At 69.2% G+C, this 15,944-nt stretch carries 16 protein-coding genes; 5 read left to right on the forward strand and 11 right to left on the reverse strand.

Going from position 1 to position 15,944, the window contains the following annotated elements; genetic code table 11:
• The 7 genes from ACWC2B_RS37540 to ACWC2B_RS37570 all read right to left on the reverse strand — a co-directional run.
• On the reverse strand, positions 1–386 hold a 386-nt coding region (locus tag ACWC2B_RS37540; protein ID WP_450724750.1), incomplete at its 3' end, for an S-adenosylmethionine synthetase N-terminal domain-containing protein.
• A 108-nt stretch (positions 387–494) separates the two neighbouring features.
• Positions 495–1,184 carry an O-methyltransferase gene (locus tag ACWC2B_RS37545; RefSeq protein WP_450724752.1) on the reverse strand — a complete coding sequence of 230 codons (690 nt, stop codon included), beginning with the start codon at positions 1,182–1,184 and terminating at the stop codon, positions 495–497.
• A gap of 63 nt (positions 1,185–1,247) precedes the next feature.
• On the reverse strand, positions 1,248–1,994 hold the full coding sequence (locus ACWC2B_RS37550; RefSeq protein ID WP_450724754.1) for an NAD(P)H-dependent oxidoreductase: 747 nt from the start codon (positions 1,992–1,994) through the stop codon (positions 1,248–1,250).
• A 79-nt stretch (positions 1,995–2,073) separates the two neighbouring features.
• Positions 2,074–2,589, reverse strand: coding sequence for a cupin domain-containing protein (locus ACWC2B_RS37555; protein WP_450724756.1), 516 nt, complete (start codon positions 2,587–2,589; stop codon positions 2,074–2,076).
• Entirely contained in the window at positions 2,586–3,683 is a 1,098-nt protein-coding gene (locus tag ACWC2B_RS37560) for a type III polyketide synthase (RefSeq protein ID WP_450724758.1), read from the reverse strand. Before ACWC2B_RS37560 ends, ACWC2B_RS37555 begins: the two co-directional genes overlap by 4 nt.
• 332 nt (positions 3,684–4,015) lie before the next feature.
• Complete coding sequence (locus ACWC2B_RS37565; protein ID WP_450724760.1) at positions 4,016–4,789, reverse strand: SDR family NAD(P)-dependent oxidoreductase; 774 nt, start codon at positions 4,787–4,789, stop codon at positions 4,016–4,018.
• A 60-nt stretch (positions 4,790–4,849) separates the two neighbouring features.
• On the reverse strand, positions 4,850–5,920 hold the full coding sequence (locus ACWC2B_RS37570; protein ID WP_450724762.1) for a DUF4097 family beta strand repeat-containing protein: 1,071 nt from the start codon (positions 5,918–5,920) through the stop codon (positions 4,850–4,852).
• 105 nt (positions 5,921–6,025) lie between these two features.
• Here ACWC2B_RS37570 and ACWC2B_RS37575 point away from each other — a divergent pair, with 105 nt between their 5' ends.
• On the forward strand, positions 6,026–6,739 hold the full coding sequence (locus ACWC2B_RS37575; protein ID WP_450724764.1) for a TetR/AcrR family transcriptional regulator: 714 nt from the start codon (positions 6,026–6,028) through the stop codon (positions 6,737–6,739).
• Between the two features lie 338 nt (positions 6,740–7,077).
• Here the strand turns inward: ACWC2B_RS37575 and ACWC2B_RS37580 are convergent, their stop codons facing one another.
• The gene (locus tag ACWC2B_RS37580; RefSeq protein ID WP_450724766.1) at positions 7,078–7,449 is read right to left on the reverse strand and encodes a winged helix-turn-helix transcriptional regulator; all 372 of its coding nucleotides are present in this window, start codon (positions 7,447–7,449) and stop codon (positions 7,078–7,080) included.
• Between the two features lie 747 nt (positions 7,450–8,196).
• On the opposite strand from ACWC2B_RS37580, the gene ACWC2B_RS37585 reads away from it, so the two are divergent.
• A complete protein-coding gene (locus ACWC2B_RS37585) occupies positions 8,197–9,219 on the forward strand; it encodes an MDR family NADP-dependent oxidoreductase (protein ID WP_450724768.1) in 1,023 nt (340 codons plus the stop codon).
• A gap of 60 nt (positions 9,220–9,279) precedes the next feature.
• Complete coding sequence (locus tag ACWC2B_RS37590) at positions 9,280–9,702, forward strand: MerR family transcriptional regulator (RefSeq protein ID WP_450724770.1); 423 nt, start codon at positions 9,280–9,282, stop codon at positions 9,700–9,702.
• 133 nt (positions 9,703–9,835) lie between these two features.
• Here ACWC2B_RS37590 and ACWC2B_RS37595 read toward each other — a convergent pair whose 3' ends face one another.
• Positions 9,836–10,522 (reverse strand): DUF4328 domain-containing protein, encoded by a 687-nt coding sequence (locus tag ACWC2B_RS37595; protein ID WP_450724772.1) that lies wholly within the window; start codon positions 10,520–10,522, stop codon positions 9,836–9,838.
• A 1,091-nt stretch (positions 10,523–11,613) separates the two neighbouring features.
• Between ACWC2B_RS37595 and ACWC2B_RS37600 the strand changes: the two genes are divergently transcribed.
• Entirely contained in the window at positions 11,614–12,918 is a 1,305-nt protein-coding gene (locus ACWC2B_RS37600; protein ID WP_450724774.1) for an eCIS core domain-containing protein, read from the forward strand.
• A gap of 326 nt (positions 12,919–13,244) precedes the next feature.
• On the opposite strand, the gene gap is transcribed toward ACWC2B_RS37600, so the two are convergent.
• Together gap and ACWC2B_RS37610 are read right to left on the reverse strand one after the other, a co-directional pair.
• Positions 13,245–14,243 carry a type I glyceraldehyde-3-phosphate dehydrogenase gene (gene gap / locus ACWC2B_RS37605; protein WP_450724776.1) on the reverse strand — a complete coding sequence of 333 codons (999 nt, stop codon included), beginning with the start codon at positions 14,241–14,243 and terminating at the stop codon, positions 13,245–13,247.
• A 128-nt stretch (positions 14,244–14,371) separates the two neighbouring features.
• A complete protein-coding gene (locus tag ACWC2B_RS37610; protein WP_450724778.1) occupies positions 14,372–15,328 on the reverse strand; it encodes a GlxA family transcriptional regulator in 957 nt (318 codons plus the stop codon).
• A 105-nt stretch (positions 15,329–15,433) separates the two neighbouring features.
• Between ACWC2B_RS37610 and ACWC2B_RS37615 the strand changes: the two genes are divergently transcribed.
• Positions 15,434–15,796, forward strand: a complete 363-nt coding sequence (locus tag ACWC2B_RS37615; RefSeq protein ID WP_450724780.1) for a DUF1304 domain-containing protein — start codon at positions 15,434–15,436, stop codon at positions 15,794–15,796.
• Positions 15,797–15,944: the final 148 nt, after the last annotated feature.

A 15,944-nucleotide genomic window follows, 5' to 3' on the forward strand; every position in this document is an offset into this window, starting at 1 on the left:
TCGCCCGCACCCTGCTTGTCCAGCTCGTCCTCATCACCCTCCACCCGCTGCTCATACGCGGTGTCGACACCCTGCGCGATGTCCGGGGACTGGGCGCCGATGGACACCGACACACCACACGAGGCACCGTCGAAGCCCTTCTTCGACGAGTCGTAGCCGATCTCCAGGATCTTGTCGCGGACCAGCTGCGCGATCGGCGCGTACGCCTTGGTCGTGACCTCTCCGGCCACATGCACCAGACCCGTGGTGATCAAGGTCTCCACGGCCACGCGGGAGGTCGGGTCCTCGCGCAGAAGCGCGTCGAGGATCGTGTCGCTGATCTGGTCAGCGATCTTGTCGGGATGACCCTCGGTCACAGACTCCGAGGTGAAGAGACGACGGGACACAACGCTCCCTGGGGTTGCAGCGGCTGCTGGCTGAGGTGACGGCGGTGGTGCGGTGGGGGGCCGGAGAGCCGCCGGGGGCGCGGCTCTCCGGCCGGTGCGGGGGGTGGATCAGCGGGTGCGGACGGACAGTTCGAGCCCGTCACCGATGGGCAGCGGCAGTGACGTGTAGCCGTTGGCCTCGCCGCGCACGTGGGCGAAGTAGTCCTTGAGCTTCTCCGGGAAGAGCGCGGTGTCGTCGGCGACCACCACCGAACCCGTGACGAGCTTCGGCTCCAGGAGCTCCAGCACGTTGAGGAAGAGCGGGGTCCAGCCGTCGAGCAGCAGCAGGCCCACCGGGCCCGGTACCGACAGGAGGCTCTCGCGGGCGTCGCCGCGGCGGACCTCGGCGTACTCCGCGAGCCCCGCCTCGGCGATGTTCGCGGTGGCGATCTCCGCCTTGGTCTCGTTGAGTTCGGAGCCGATCACCTTGCCGCCGCCGTTGTCCCGTACGGCGGCGGCAAGGTGGATGGTGGAGATGCCGTACGACGTGCCGTACTCGACGACCGTGGTGGCACCGGTGGCGCGGACCAGCTGGTAGAGGAGGGTGCCGACCTCCGGGGGCACGGGCAGCAGCGCGTCCTCGGCTATCCGGGAGATCCGGGTCAGCTCCGCCTCGCTGGGCAGGCCGCCCCAGGCGGTGAGCGCGCCGGCCACGCTCGGCGTCTTGGTCTCGTCCTCGACGGCTTCGGTGAAGAGGCGGTCGAGGACCTTGCGGACGGCCGGGTCGTGGAGTCCGGGGGTGCGAACGCTGTTGGGCATGGCGAAGTTCCTTTGTGGAGCGGTGTGTTGGATGGAGGAGATCCGTCGAAGGAGAAGGGTGGGTCAGTGGCGCAGGGCGCGCTCAACCCAGTCGGCGGCGGTGTCCGCGTCGATGCCCGCGGCCGTCAGCCGCTCGGCGGCCGCGGAGGTGCCGGCGCCGTCTTCGAGGGCCTTGGTGATGATCGGGAAGAAGTGGAGGTAGTCCATGAGCGATCGGTTGCGCTCGACTGCCTCCCGGGCGCTGCCGGCCGCCTGCGTCTTGATGACGTCGGCCAGCGCCTCCAGCTGGATGGTGATCAGGGTCTTGGCGACCGGGTCGGTCAGGCAGGGCTCCCCGTCGGGGCCCGTGGTCAGGGCGCTGGGCGCGGAGGGGACCACCACCTCGGGTTCGGCGATGACCAGGTTGCCGAGTCCGGTGAGGATGCGGCTGGTGTCGGTCAGTCCGCGGAATCCCTTGGCCCGGCCGAGTGTGGCGACCATGACACTGATCGCCTTCCCGGTGAGGGGGCCCCTCCCGTGCGGGCGGGATGCCCAGTCGATGGCGTTCTTGAGGACTCCGGGGATGGACTGGTTGTACTCGGGGGTGGCGATGACGAGGCCGTCGGCCTGTCGGAGCGCCGCGCGCCACCGTGCCACAGCCGGCAGCGCCGGGTCCGTGTCGAAGTCCTCGTTGTAGAGGGGGAGTTCGCCGATTCCTCCGAAGAACTCGAACTCCATGCCGTCGGGGGCGAGCGGAGGCAAGGCCTTGAGGAGCCGTGCGTTGAACGACTCCGCGCGAAGGGAGCCGGGGATGGCAAGAATGCGCGACATGGGGCGTCCTGTTCTTTCACGTCGCTGGGGCGGCTGTCTCCGAGGCGGCGTGCTCGGCCATGCTTCGGCCGCAGCGCGATCAGCCGTAGGACAGGGGCGTGATCTGTTGGATGTCGTACTTCTCGCGCAGCCGCTCCACCGCGGAGGCGTCGATCTCGCCGCCGGCCGCGAAGATCTCCAGGAGCTGGTCGAAGTACGCCTCGTGGTCGGGCGGGGGCGAGGCCTGGAAGAACATCTTCACGGGGGTGTCAGTGCGGTTGGCGAAGGCGTGCGGGCAACCGGGCGGCACGAACAGGACGCTGCCCGCCCCGGCCCGTACGGGCTTGGCGCCGACGGGGGACTCCCAGTCCGACCAGTGGCCCTCGCGCGTCACCGGGTCGAAGGCGAGGACGTCCAGCTCCCCCTCGACGATGTAGAACAGCTCCTCGCTGCGGGTGTGCGTATGGGCCCCGACGTCGAACCCGGGCGGCACGATGACCTCAAAACTGGATCCCGTCGTTGAGTGCTCGCCGGTCACCTTGAAGGTGACCTCGTGTGCCTTGGTGACGAGTTTCTTTCCCTGGCCCGGCGGAACGATGAGACCGTCGACACTCATGCCGATACCACGGCTTCGAGCGACCGTTCCAGGGCGGCATTCGTATCGGGGGTGGCCCAACTGCCCACGGCTATCTCGGCGGTGATGCCGGGACCGAATCCGGCAATCATTCCCTGTGCGCCGTCGTCCAGTCGCAGCTCGTCGAACATCCGGCCCAGCGAATCGAGTACGACGGCACTCGCGATGTTTCCGTACTCGGTGAGCGTGGCCCGGCTGAACCGGAATTCCTCCGGCGCGACCCCGAGGTATTTGGACAGGTCGTCCAGGATACGGGGGCCGCCCGCGTGGATGATGTAGAAGTCCAGATTGCCGGCGTCCCAGCCGTGCCCGCGGGCGACGTCCCGCAGGACCGGGGCCAGCGGCTCCATCGTCCCGGGGACCCGCTTGTCCAGGCGGAAGTGGAAGCCGGTGTCCTTCACGTCGTAGGAGATCCAGTCCTCGGTGTCCGGGATCAGGTAGGCGGCGTTGCGCTCCAGGCGCACGCCCGTGCCGCCCTGGCCGCGCACGACGGTGGCACCCACCGCGTCGCCGAACAGTCCGTCGGAGAGCAGGGAGCCGATGTCGCCGTCGGTCGGCTGGTAGCACAGCGAGCAGAACTCGCAGGCCACTACAAGGACGTTGGCCTGCGGATGGGCCACGCAGAAGTCGTGCGCGCGGTTGATCGCGGCGGCGCCGGCGGCGCATCCGAGCTGGGCGATGGGGATTTGGCGGGTGGTGGAGCGGAAGCCCATGGTGTTGATCAGCCAGGCCGTCAGGGAGGGCATCATGAAACCGGTGCACGACACGTAGATGATCGCGTCGATGTCCCTGGCGGTGACCTCGGCGTTGGCGAGGGCCTGCTGGATCACGGGCGGGACGCGGCGCTTGGCCTCCCGCTCGTAGATCTGGTTGCGGATCTCGAACCCGGGGTGGGCGAGGGTCTGTTCGAGCGGCTGGATGATGTGCCGCTTCTGGACTCCGGTATTGGTGATGAGGCGCAGCGCCAGCGGAAGTTGCGGACTCCCGGCATGGACCCTCTGGGCCATGTCGAGGGTCTCTTCCATCGTGATGACATTCTCCGGAACCGCTATCGCGGGTCGGCATATGGTCGCCAAAACAGTCTCCTGTACCTGTCCATAAAGGCCTTGCCGTACCGCCCTCTCACGCTGGGCAGCGGGCCTTTCAACAGGCAAGCAAACTCTGGCCACGGTCACAAGGGAGAACTTGATGCCACCATGTGGCATCCGTTTTCCTCGTGCCGAAAAAGGCAAGGAGGTATCCCGACTCCGTGCCGTGTGCCGATGAATTGCGCCGGAGGGCGCCGAGTTCCGTTCGGGGCACAAAAAAGAAAAACGCGTCCTGTTTTTCGGTGGTACGCGCTGATGGTGCCCCCACCGGAGCGCACGGGGGATTCCGCTCGCGGTGGGGGCGGTCTGGGGGTCCGGTGTCAGTGCATGATCAGCCCTCCGTCCACCGGCAGGCAGGCACCCGTGATGTGGCGGGTGAGGTCACTGGAGAGCGCCAGCACGGCGTCGGCGACGTCCTCGGCCTGGGCGATGCGGCGCAGCGGGGTGATGGTTTCGAGGGTCGCGACGCCCGGCGGGATACCGGAGGGGATGCTTCCGCCGGTGGGTACGAGGCCGGGCGCCACGGTGTTCACCCGTACCCCGTCGGGGCCGAGTTCGGCTGCGAGGACCCGCATGAGTGCCTCTTGGGCGGCTTTGGCGATCGCGATGTCGGCCAGCTCGGGTGAGCTGCCGCGGGACTCGCTGAAGCCGACGAAGACGATGCTGCCCCTGTGGCGCCGGCGCATGGCCGGGGCCACGAGGCGGCAGACATTGAGGGTGGCGCGCAGTTGGGCGTCGGTCCTGGTCTGGATCTCGAACCCGGAGTCCAGGGCGGCGCCCCGGAAGACCGGATCGCCACCGACGACGTTGCAGACGAGGATGTCGATGCCGCCGAGCAACTCCGTTGCTTGCCTGACCATTTCGGCGGCCGAGTCGGGGTCGCGGACATCGCCCTGCACGGCGACCGCCTTGGAGTGCTCCAGCTCGATGTCGCGGACCACGTCGGAGGCGGCCTGGGCGTTGCTGAGGTAGTTGACGGCCACCGAGGCGCCGCACCGGCCCAGCGCCCGGGCGACAGCGGCACCGATGCCGCGGCCACCGCCGGTCACCAGAGCGGTGCGGCCGTCGAGTAATCGGCCGACAGAGGTGTGCACGCTAGAGCTCCTGTTGCCTGAGAACTGCTGCTGGAGGAACGGGGGTTGGCTCCGAGGCGGTCAGGACGCCCGACTGATCCGGATGCGACCCGAGCCGGTGCGGACACCGACGTGGACCCGCGGCGCCGAGGCCGGCAGCTGGGGCTCGTCGATGAGGTCGTTGTACACGCCGCCGGCTCCCGAGCGGGCGTCGACGTCGGCGACCCGGTCGCGGGGTACTCGTACGCGGATCTCCCCCGAGTTCGTCTCGGCGTCGATACGGCCCGCCGCGAGGGAGTCGACCACGATCTGCCCGGTGCCGACGCGCGCGGACACCTCACCCTCGACCGTGCCGATGGCCAGCATTCCGCTGCCGGTGCGCAGCTGGGCGTTGCCGCTGAGGTGGCCCACCGCGATGGCGCCGGTGCCGGTCTCCAAGCGGGCCGACTCCTCGACACGCTCCAGGTCCACCGAGCCGGATGCGGTGACCAGTTGAGCCACGGCTGCCGCGCCGGCCACGGCGATGCCGCCGCTGCCGGTCCGCAGGCTGAGCCGGGAGTGGGCCGGAGCGGTGATGTCCACGACGAGCGCGCGGCTTCGCAGCGGATGTCCCTGCGGCGCGCTCACCTTCAGCCCGCTCTCCGGCGAGAACGAGATCAGCACGTCGTCGAGGTCCGTCGCGCCGGCGGTCTCCACCCCGCCTTCCGAGACGGCTCCTCCGGCACCCAACACCGCGCCCTGGCCCGGGATGTAGCCGCGGCCGGGCGGCACCGTCCCGTATCCGGGCACATAGCCGTGCCCGGGCGGGATCGCGCCGTGCCCGGGCGCCCAGGCCCAGCCCGCCGGCGCTACCGACGGCATGGGCTGAGAGGAGGGGACGGAAGGCACAGGCGGAATGCCGGGCACGTGGGGTGCCGGATGGTGCTCGGGATGCCGACCCCAGGAGTAACCGCTCGACCAGACACCCCCGTTGGGGAAGCCTGGCTGGGCGGCCGCCGACCAGCCCGTATCGAGCCGGACCTCGACGGCGATCTCCGCGCTCTCGACCAGCCGGACGCGGATCTCTCCGACCCCCAGCTCGACATCGACAAGGACCGGCGCGGCGGAGGAGAAAACCTCGCGCCGACGAGCGCCGGAGCCTAACGTCACCATGACCGTTGTCCTCATTTCACGGTAGAGTCCAGCATTCGGAGGGCAGTCCTCCGAACCATGCCGTCACACTATCGGAGGGAAGCCCTCCGAACAAGGGGTTTGAGTATGCCGACCAAATCGCCGGATCCAGCGGCGCCTCAGACCGGCCCACGGTTCCGCGCGGAGGCGCGCAAACGGGTCGTCGACACCGCGAAACTGGTCTTCCAGGAGAAGGGGCCGGATGCCCCACTGGAAGAGATCGCCCGCCGCGGCGGTGTGGGCATCGCCACGCTCTACCGGCGGTTCCCCACCCGCGAGGACCTGCTGCGGGAGGTCTGCCTGGCCGTCATGCGCGAGGTCACCTCCGAGGCCGCGCGCGCGGCCGAGGAGGAGCCGGACGGCTGGCGGGCACTGGCGCGCGTGCTGCACTACAGCATCTCCTCGCACGCCGCCGGGATGCTGCCGGTGGCAGCCGGCCGCTTCCTCAAGACGCCGGAGGTGCTGCAGGTGCGCGCCGAGTACGTGGCCGCGCTCACCGGGCTTCTCGAACGGGCTCGCACGGAAGGCTCGTTGCGGGCGACACAGATCAACCACGTGGACCTGCTGCTGGTACTCGCCCTGCTCTCCCGTCCACTGCCGGGCGTGGACACCGAGCTGGCACAGCAACTGGCCCACCGCTACGTGGATTTGCTGGCCGGGGGGATGACGGCCGAGGACACCCCCGAACTCTCGGGTCCGAGCCTGGACCAGGAGGCGCTGGACGCACTGTGGAACGGGTCCGCGGTCGACACGGACGGCACGAAGCCCAAGACCCGCAAGGCGGGCGGGCGGACGGCCTGACAGGCGGCACACCCGGCGGGCTGCGCCGCGCCTGGCACTGGAAACGAAACCGAAGGACGCGATCCGCCGGTCGGCCCGGTCGATGACCCGCAGGACCGGCGCGGTCGCACTCGACATGCCCGGATCCTGCGGACCTTCGGCATCCACCCGGACCGCCCGGCGTCCTGAGCTCTCCATCAGCCCGTCGCCGGCGGACTGGTCCACGATGTGGCGGGCCGTGATCCCCGACGGTGTGGCCGCGCACCTGAAGGCCCTGGGGAGGAGCCGTCGGAACGGTTCGGCGACGCGGCGAAGTGCCACCGTGCCGGACACCGCGACCCCGGCCCACCGGGCACCGTCTAACCGCAAGACCCGGGCGCCGAGGCCCACCAACGGGCCAACTCGTCGACATTCCGCAGGAGTTGGCGCCCCTTGGCGGTCAGCCCGTAGCTGACCCGCACCGGTGGTCGGTCGGTGCGCACCGTACGGTCGATCAGGCCGGACTCCTCCAACCGGCGCAGCACACGAGTGAGTTGCTTGCGCTCGACGCGAGTGGCGCGGCCCAGTTCCGCGTGGCCGCGGCTCTGCGGCCACAGCTCCACCAGGACCGTGAGGTCCCACTTTCCGGAGATGACGTCCACCACCGCGCGGACCGCCGGCAGATCAGGCAGGAGCCCCCCAGCCGGTACGTTCTCCGCACACCCCGATTCCGCCGTCTGCGTGCCAGTCATAGCACTCCCCCTTGACCTCGATGCCTCGGAATGCGGAAGCAGGCGCTCCCGTTCGGAATGAGTAGGTGATACATGCCTACCACACCGATCAGAACCGTCAGTTGAGCGGGGATGATCTTGATGGAATCCAGCCAGCCGGGGCGAGGGGGGCACGCGACGACGACAGGGACGACCTCATGCGGCAGCACGGAGACAGGGCGGCCGAAGCGCGCGCCGAGGACGGATCACCCGGCCCCCGAGACTCCGCAGCCAGAGCCCCGACACCGCCTTGACCTGCACCGCAGGGCGCCGACTTCATCGGATGCCTTTCCTCCGATTACCCTGCGGGGAGAGTATCGGAGTGCCATCCTTCGATACAAGGGGAGCCATTCACCAGGCAAGGAGGCTCAACCCGTGACTACCGCACGGCCCGCACCGCAGGCCCTCGGCCCCCGGTGCCGCGGGGAGGCTCGTCAGCGTGTGTTCGTCGCTGCCCGAAAAGCCGTGCAGGAGACGGGACCTGACGCCTCGCCGGACACCCTGGCCCGCGACACGGATGTGGGAATTGCCACTCTCCGCCGATGTCAAAGTGCCGCTGCGCGTCGACCCGCGCCTGCCCTGTGGAACGGGAGGGGACTCGGCATGGACGCGGACCGGTCCGGGCCGGTCCGTCCGCAGGGTTCAACTCCGCTCCCCCGCCCCGCTCAACTACAGCCGCGAGGAGCTGACTTGACATTGACGCGAGCGTCAAGTTCTAGCGTCGATCTCATGATCGACAGCACTCAGCACACCATCAGCCGCGAAGTCCGCCTGGCCTCCCGCCCCCACGGCCCGCTCGGTGACGAGCATTTCGAGATCGTCGAGCGGCCGGTCCCCGAGCCGGAGCACGGGCAGGTTCTCGTGCGCAACAAGGTCATGGGAATCGCCGCCGTGATGCGCACCCTCATGGACGAGTCCAGCGACGTACCGATGCGACCGTACGAGATCGGGCAGACGCTGACCGGACCGGCCATCGGCGAGGTGATCGCGGCTCCCGGCACCGACTTCACCCCCGGAGAACTGGTCGAGCACGACCTGGGCTGGCGGGAGTACGCGGTGGTGGACCCCGCCCACGTACACCGACGCGACCGCGCTCTCTTCGACGACCCGGGCGCCTATCTCTCGCAGGGGGCCACCGCCTGGATGGGCATGACGCTCGGCGCCGAGGTCCGGCCCGGTGACACGGTGTTCGTCAGCGGGGCCGCGGGTGGCGTCGGGTCGCTGGCCGGGCAGATCGCCCGGCTGCGGGGCGCGACGCGGGTCATCGGCAGCACCGGCTCCCGCGCCAAGGCCGACCATCTGATCCAGGAGCTCGGTTACGACGCGGCCGTCATCCGGGGCGAGGGCTCCATCGAGGAGCAGCTGCGCCAGGCCGCGCCCGACGGCATCGACGCGGTCTTCGACAACGTCGGCGGTGAGCAGTTGCAGGCAGCGCTCGCGGTGGCCCGGTCCGGCGCCCGCTTCGCACTGATCGGCGCGTTGTCCGGGCAGCTGTCCGCGACCGGCGGCACCCGTACCACGGCCGTGATCGACAGCATGTCCCTGATCACCAGCGGTATCACTCTGCGGGGGCTGGCCCTCTACGACCACCTCGAACTCATCCCTCAGTGGAACGAGGTGTTCGCCCGGGGGCTGCGCGAGTCGACCCTGACCTTCCCCCACTTCCGTGTGCATGGCATTGAGAAAGCGCCCGGCGCACTCGCGGAGTTGCTGACGGGGCGTCATATCGGGGCGGTGCTGGTCGAGTTCTGATTCCGCGGCCCACCTCGGGGACGCTGGACGGGAAGACGGATCGAGCAGGAGGCGGAGAGGATGCGGATCGGGGACGCGGCGGGCAAGGCCGGGCTGACGCCCAGGGCGCTGCGCTACTACGAGGAGCAGGGGCTGGTGGCCGCCAGGCGTACCCCGTCGGGCCATCGCGTGTACGGGCCGGACGAGGTGCGCCGGCTGCGGACGGTACGTGAACTCCTTGAGGCCGGGCTGACCGTGAGCGATCTACGCACCCTGGCGCCGCTGCTCGACGCGATGCCCGGGCGCGATGCGCCGGGTCTCCTGCGCGACGGGGGTCCCGGTCCGCAGCGCGCCGTCGAGCATGTGGCCAGGCGCCGCCTCGACGATCTGGATGCCCGCATCGAACGGCTCGTCCAGCTGCGCGAACGGCTCGCGGCCCAACTGGGCGCCCCTGCCCGAGCTCCGGGCCGGGTCGCTCCGTACGAGGGCACTCTCCGCGAGTGATCCCGGGCGGGGGCCGGCGTCCGACGCGCCGATGTCACGATCCAGGTCGTGGCGGGTCGGACGCTTTGCCACGACGTGGCTGAGCGCCGCCTCGGACTCGTCCGGGCGGCGCTCAGAGGAGGGGGTGCCGCAATCAGAGGGCGGCGACCGGTCCTTGGGTCGCCTTGAGGTCCTGCATCGCGGTCAGCTTCCGGACGAAGACGATCGCGAGGATCGCGGCCGCCATACTGAGCGCATCGGCCAGCATCGTGACGTCGGCGGCACGCTGAAGCGCCTCGGGAGTATCGGCGTTCTTGTACATGGTCGAGGCGATCCGCCCTATGACCAGGTTGGCCACCCACAGGCTCCACCAAGCCGTGATCGGCCGCTGGGAGACCGTGCGCCACGAGCCGTCCGGCGCGGACTGCGCGCTGGCCGTCCAGATCTCGCGGGCGATCTGGGAGGGGATCCACAGGTTGCCGACCGGGACGAACCAGCCGCCGATGGCCCAGCCCTTCCCACGGGTGCACACGTCGCCCGCGAACACGTCGGCGTTGCAGCGGACCCGGTGGAACCAGACGATGAAGACGACCGCCGTGGCGATCAGGGCAAGCACCTGAAGGAGGCCGGCCGCTTGGTAGAGGTGGTCGGCGCGATCGACTTCGTCCTCGCCGCGAGAGAGCAGATCACCGCTCACGCCGTGCATGACGGCTCCCGCGTACACGGCGAAGGCGTCAACGGCGGCGGCCACGGCGAGGAGCACGCTGGTGGCGGTGGCCAGTCCGCGCGGCGAGCGCAGCGGCGTGGCCGGAGGCGGCAGGACGACATGCTGAGGCAACACTGGTGGGACCCCCCGAGGTTTTGTGTGGATGCCCGCTGAGCCTGGGCACCGGAGGAACCTATGCCATTTGGTCTGGACCATCCAAACGAAATAGCCGGTAGCCCCCAGCACGCCCGCCCCGACGACGCCGACGGTACGTGGGGAGACCGGTGACCGCATCACCCAGCGCGCGCGTCGCCCTGACGGCGGGGCGCGCCGTCGGAGAACGCCACCCGGGCCCGATCGAGGACGTCGCGCCGGAAGGGGCGGGGCACTTGGGGGGCAGCCTGATGATCAGCGGACGGACCTGCGCCTGCTCGTACCCGGCGAGCTTGTGGTGCCCGTCGAGGACGTAGCCCACCGGGCTTTCGGGGGGGAACAGCGCGACGAGCGCTGCGCCGCGCGCGGTCCGGTGTGAGTGCCTCTGCGGGGCCATGCGATGGCCGAGGCGACTGACATGATCCGTTGCATGAACACCTCGGCCATCGCCAGTTGGGTCACCGACGCGATATCCGCCGCCCGGCTGTCCGGCAGTCCGGCAGTCCGGCAGTCGCTGTCGCGCACAGTGCACGGCGTCGACGGCTGTTGGATGCGAGACGACGCGGAGCGCCTCGTGGACGCGCACCCGGGCTGGAAGATCCGGCGGGAGTTCTCCGACCCTCTTGTCGTCAGCCCCTGTTGTCGTCGGTCTGGAACCATCGGAGCGGCATGTGGGCCTCGGCCCAGAGCTGTACTTCGATATGCGAGCCCCCAGACGGGGCGGCGCGTCCTCTCAGGGTGGGCACGTCCAGGAGGCCGGACATCTGCTCCAGCCAGAACGCCCGGTCGGCGGCGCGATCAAGGGAGTTGCGGTAGGAACAGTCCTCTTCTACCCACTCGCTTCACTCCTGGAGCCGCCCCGAGGGACAGGGCTACGTCCAGCCGAGGCCGGTGAAGCCAGGCTGACCGCGCATGCCCGCTCTTGCCCCCTACACACGGAACGCCCGGAGATGTTAAAGAAGCACTAGTGCCAACTACAACGATCGTGCGCCCGCGCGGAGCCACCGGGGGCCAAACTCTGTCAGCAGCGCTGCGCGAACACACATACCGCGAGTAGTCCGTGAGAGGACCCGATGCACACCAACGACAAAGCCCGCACTCCCGACGGCAGGAAGCCCGCCCGCTCGGTCGGCAGGGCTCCCGCCCCGGGTGGCGGCACACCCGGTGGGCTCCTTGCCCTGCAGAGCAGCGCGGGTAACGCAGCCGTCGTCCAGATGTTACGGGCCACCGGCCACGCCTTGGCCCAGCCCGAGCAGCATCAGCACGGTGCCGACTGCGGCCACCAACAAGCCCCCGAACAGGCAGCGACTGCCGTACAGCGCTCCGCCGTTCACGACATCCTGCGCACCAGCGGGCGGCCGATGGACGACGCGACCCGTACCGACATGGAAGCCCGGCTCGGCGCGGACTTCTCCGACGTCCGCATCCACAATGGCACCGCCGCCAAAGCCTCCGCCGCCGAAGTGGGTGCCCGCGCCTACACCTCCGGCAACCACGTCGTCATCGGCGACGGCGGAGGCGATAAGCACACCCTCGCCCACGAACTCACCCACGTCATCCAACAACGGCAAGGCCCCGTCGCCGGCACCGACAACGGGGCCGGTCTCAAGGTGTCGGACCCGTCCGACCGGTACGAACAAGAGGCGGAAGCCAACGCGCAGCGGGCAATGGCAGGAGCCGCCCCACTCCAGCGGTCAGCCGGCACCGCAGAAGTCCTCGCCAACGGGTTGCCGCCGCACGGTACCGAAGTACAGAGAGCGAAAGACTCCAAAAACTCGAAGGCCGCGGGAAAGAAGGCCGCCCAAGGCAATTCGAGCGCTCAGCCGGATGGCCCCAAGCAGGGAGATCATCTCTTCAATGGTCTGGGAGACACGATCCTCAAGGTAATCGATGACATCGAAAATCTTGAGCCGGGAACTCCCGCCGCCCTTGCAGCGTCAGGTCAGGCCGCCGCCATCACGGCACTGAGGGGCCTGGCAGAACGCGCCAGGGTTCAGCGGGCGAACCACGCGTTCGAATCAGCCATGGCGGTGAAGGGCGGCGGTTCTGGGCGAGCGGGCGACACAAACTCCAGGAGTTATGGAACATTTGCCGGGCACATGAGGACCGCGGTCAGCGAACTCCCGTACCTGCATGGGTGGCCAGACATGGATGCGACGCAGACAGTGCTCGCCGTGGACACCAAGACGAAACTCCTGGAGATCATATTTGACCAGGACGCCCACGACAGAAAAGAGAAGGAGAATGGAGTGAACAAGGCATCCTTCAAAACGTGGGTTACCGAAACAGAGGATGTCATGTGGGGGCTCTACTCGTCATATACGACCTTGCTGCGAAACATACATGTCGGATCCCTTGAGATATCCGACGGGCAATGAGCCTCCTCGAAGCCGGGAGAGCCACCCACACGTCCACGCCCGTGCAGCGCCCTTGGCAAGGTCCACTCGCAGACCCGGCTCGCCTGAGCCACGCTCCACTCGCCCGTCGAACCGTGTCCCGAGCGCCGGTGGCGACCCGCACCAGAGGCCGCACGAATATGCCGCCAGATCACTCGCCGAGGTCGGTCAGGGCCGGCGTCGTCCAACCGGCACTCGGGCTCCAGGACAGCACTCCGCCCGGGAGCCCGCGTACCCAATGCCGCGACGACGCGATCCAGACAGGACCACTCACATGACGCAGGGCGGGGCACCACCCCGGCGTCCGGTCAGCGGGTGGCGAGCAACTCAAGCGTGTCGATCACGCGGTTCGAGAAGCCCCACTCGTTGTCGTACCAGGCGACCACCTTGATGTGGCGCCCGTCGACGCGGGTGAGGGCCGAGTCAAAGATCGACGAGGCGGGATTGCCCGTGATGTCGGACGACACGAGCGGGTCGTCCGAGTACTCCAGGATGCCGGCGAGCGGCCCTTCGGCTGCGGCGCGGTACGCCGCCAGCACTTCGTCGCGCGTCACCTCACGGGCGACGGTCGTATTGAGTTCGACGATCGAACCCACCGGCACCGGTACGCGGATCGAGTCGCCCGACAGCTTGCCGTCGAGGTTCGGCAGCACCAAGCCGATCGCCTTGGCGGCGCCGGTCGTGGTCGGCACGATGTTGACGCCCGCGGCCCGGGCTCGCCGGGCGTCGCGGTGCGGACCGTCCTGCAGGTTCTGCTCCTGCGTGTAGGCGTGCACCGTCGTCATGAACCCATGCTCGATGCCCGCGAGTTCGTCAAGGACGGAGGCCAGCGGCGCGAGCGCGTTGGTGGTGCAGGAGGCGTTCGAGACGATCGTGTGCACGGCCGGGTCGTAGGCGTCGGTGTTGACCCCGAACGCGAGCGTGACGTCGGCGCCGTCCGAAGGCGCGCTGACGAGCACCTTCTTCGCGCCCGCTTCGATGTGCGCCCGGGCGCCCTTGGCCGAGGTGAAGCGGCCGGTGGCCTCCAGGACGATGTCGACGCCGAGTTCGGCCCACGGCAACTGCGCCGGTTCGCGCTCGGCCAGCACCGTGATCCGACGACCGTCAACGACGAGGGCGTCCCCGTCGGCGGTCACCGGGCGCCCGAGCCGACCGGCCGTGCTGTCGAAGGCGAGCAGCCGGGCGAGAGTGGCGGGCTCGGTGAGGTCGTTGACGGCGACGATCTCAAGGGCGCTGTCGCGCTCCAGCAGTGCGCGCAGCACATTGCGGCCGATGCGGCCGAATCCGTTGATGGCGATGCGAGTCATGAGTGTTGTCCCTTCCCTTGCGCACCAGGCTCGCCCGCGAGTGGCGTCGCCGAACAGTGGCGGGATCGCCACGGTTCAAAAGGATCCCGCCATGTTCAAAAGGATCCCGTCACACAGTGCCCGACGAGTTACTCACCCCGGGTGAAGGTGCGCCGGTACTCGCTCGGTGTGGTGCCGAGGACGCGCTGGAAGTGCAGACGCAGATTCGCTCCGGTGCCGAGCCCGATGTCGGCGGCGATCTGTTCGACGCTGCGCTGCGAGCGCTCAAGCAGTTCGCGGGCCAGGTCGATACGGGCGCGCATCACCCACTGCATCGGCGTGTAGCCGGTCTCCTCGACAAAACGCCGGGAGAACGTGCGCGGCGAGACCCCCGCCTGCCGCGCCAGTACGTCGAGGGTGAGGGGTTCGCCGAGCCGGTGGAGCGCCCACTCACGGGTGGCGGCGAACCGCTCTCCGCGCGGCTCGGGGACGCTACGCGGCACATACTGGGCCTGGCCGCCGCTTCGGTAGGGGGCCGCGACCAGACGCCGGGCCGCGTGGTTGGACGCGGCCACTCCGAGGTCGCCGCGCAGGATGTGCAGGCACAGGTCGATGCCGGAGGCCGCGCCGGCCGAGGTGAGCACGCTGCCCTCGTCCACGAACAGCACGTTCTCGTCGACCCGGACGAGCGGATACCTGGCCATGAGTGCCCGCGTGTAGTGCCAGTGCGTCGTGGCGCGTCTGCCGTCGAGCAGGCCCGTAGCGGCGAGCGCGAAGGCGCCCGTCGAGATCGCGGCGAGCCGCGCGCCCCGGTCGTGGGCGGCGACCAGTGCCTCGACGACCGCCTGCGGCGGGTCGTCGCGGTCCGGGAACCGGTAGCCGGGGACGAAGACGATGTCGGCCCACGCAAGCGCGTCGAGGCCGTGGGCGACGTAGTACGCGAGGCCATCGCCGCCGGTCACGAGACCGGGTTCCGCCCCGCACACCCGTACCTCGTAAGGCATGCTCACGCGGGTCGTGAAGACCTGCGCGGGGATTCCGACATCGAGCGGCTTCGCACCTTCGAGCACAAGGACAGCGACGCGATGCGGGCGGAGGGCGGGCACAGGAAGAGGTTACGCTCCTGATCGTTACGACCTTGGGGGAAATTGGGTGGGGGTGCCGTCGCGTGGCTGAGGTGGGCTTGGGGGCGGTGTGTGAACCTGGTGTCCATGTCGATCATCGCAACTGTCGTGGTGCTGCTCATCGCCGCGCTGCACGTCTACATTCTGGTCCTTGAGATGTTCTTGTGGACCACTCCGAGGGCTCGTGCCGCTTTCGGGACGAGCGTCGAGTTCGCCTCCGAGACGAAGGCGCTCGCGGCCAATCAGGGGCTGTACAACGGCTTCCTCGCCGCCGGGCTCGTGTGGGGCGCGGCGGCATCCGGTCCGGCCGGTTTCCAGGCGAAGGTGTTCTTCCTGGTGTGCGTCGCCGTAGCCGGCGTGTACGGGGCCGCCACGGCCAGCCGGAAGATTCTCTTCGTGCAGACCGTTCCGGCGTTGATCGGGCTGGCACTGGTGCTGGCAGCTCACTGAGCGGGGCTGACGGGACGTCAGTGGTGGGCGGCACGATCGGATGGTGTGAACGTCCTGAGAGCCTGTGTCTAAACCCCGTCCGGATCAGGCCGCGGTGTCTGGTGCGTGCGATCGCAAGGCGCCGGAAGGTCCTCGATGGGGGTACCCC

It is taken from the genome of Streptomyces sp. NPDC001415 (assembly GCF_053597395.1).

What these genes read in the sequence shown, in the direction of transcription:
- ACWC2B_RS37545 (WP_450724752.1), bottom strand. Translation starts at nt 1,184, where the DNA reads ATGCCCAACAGCGTTCGCACCCCCGGACTCCACGACCCGGCCGTCCGC.
- ACWC2B_RS37550 (WP_450724754.1), bottom strand. Translation starts at nt 1,994, where the DNA reads ATGTCGCGCATTCTTGCCATCCCCGGCTCCCTTCGCGCGGAGTCGTTC.
- ACWC2B_RS37555 (WP_450724756.1), bottom strand. Translation starts at nt 2,589, where the DNA reads ATGAGTGTCGACGGTCTCATCGTTCCGCCGGGCCAGGGAAAGAAACTC.
- ACWC2B_RS37570 (WP_450724762.1), bottom strand. Translation starts at nt 5,920, where the DNA reads ATGGTGACGTTAGGCTCCGGCGCTCGTCGGCGCGAGGTTTTCTCCTCC.
- ACWC2B_RS37575 (WP_450724764.1), top strand. Translation starts at nt 6,026, where the DNA reads ATGCCGACCAAATCGCCGGATCCAGCGGCGCCTCAGACCGGCCCACGG.
- ACWC2B_RS37580 (WP_450724766.1), bottom strand. Translation starts at nt 7,449, where the DNA reads ATGACTGGCACGCAGACGGCGGAATCGGGGTGTGCGGAGAACGTACCG.
- ACWC2B_RS37585 (WP_450724768.1), top strand. Translation starts at nt 8,197, where the DNA reads ATGATCGACAGCACTCAGCACACCATCAGCCGCGAAGTCCGCCTGGCC.
- ACWC2B_RS37590 (WP_450724770.1), top strand. Translation starts at nt 9,280, where the DNA reads ATGCGGATCGGGGACGCGGCGGGCAAGGCCGGGCTGACGCCCAGGGCG.
- ACWC2B_RS37600 (WP_450724774.1), top strand. Translation starts at nt 11,614, where the DNA reads ATGCACACCAACGACAAAGCCCGCACTCCCGACGGCAGGAAGCCCGCC.
- gap (WP_450724776.1), bottom strand. Translation starts at nt 14,243, where the DNA reads ATGACTCGCATCGCCATCAACGGATTCGGCCGCATCGGCCGCAATGTG.
- ACWC2B_RS37615 (WP_450724780.1), top strand. Translation starts at nt 15,434, where the DNA reads ATGTCGATCATCGCAACTGTCGTGGTGCTGCTCATCGCCGCGCTGCAC.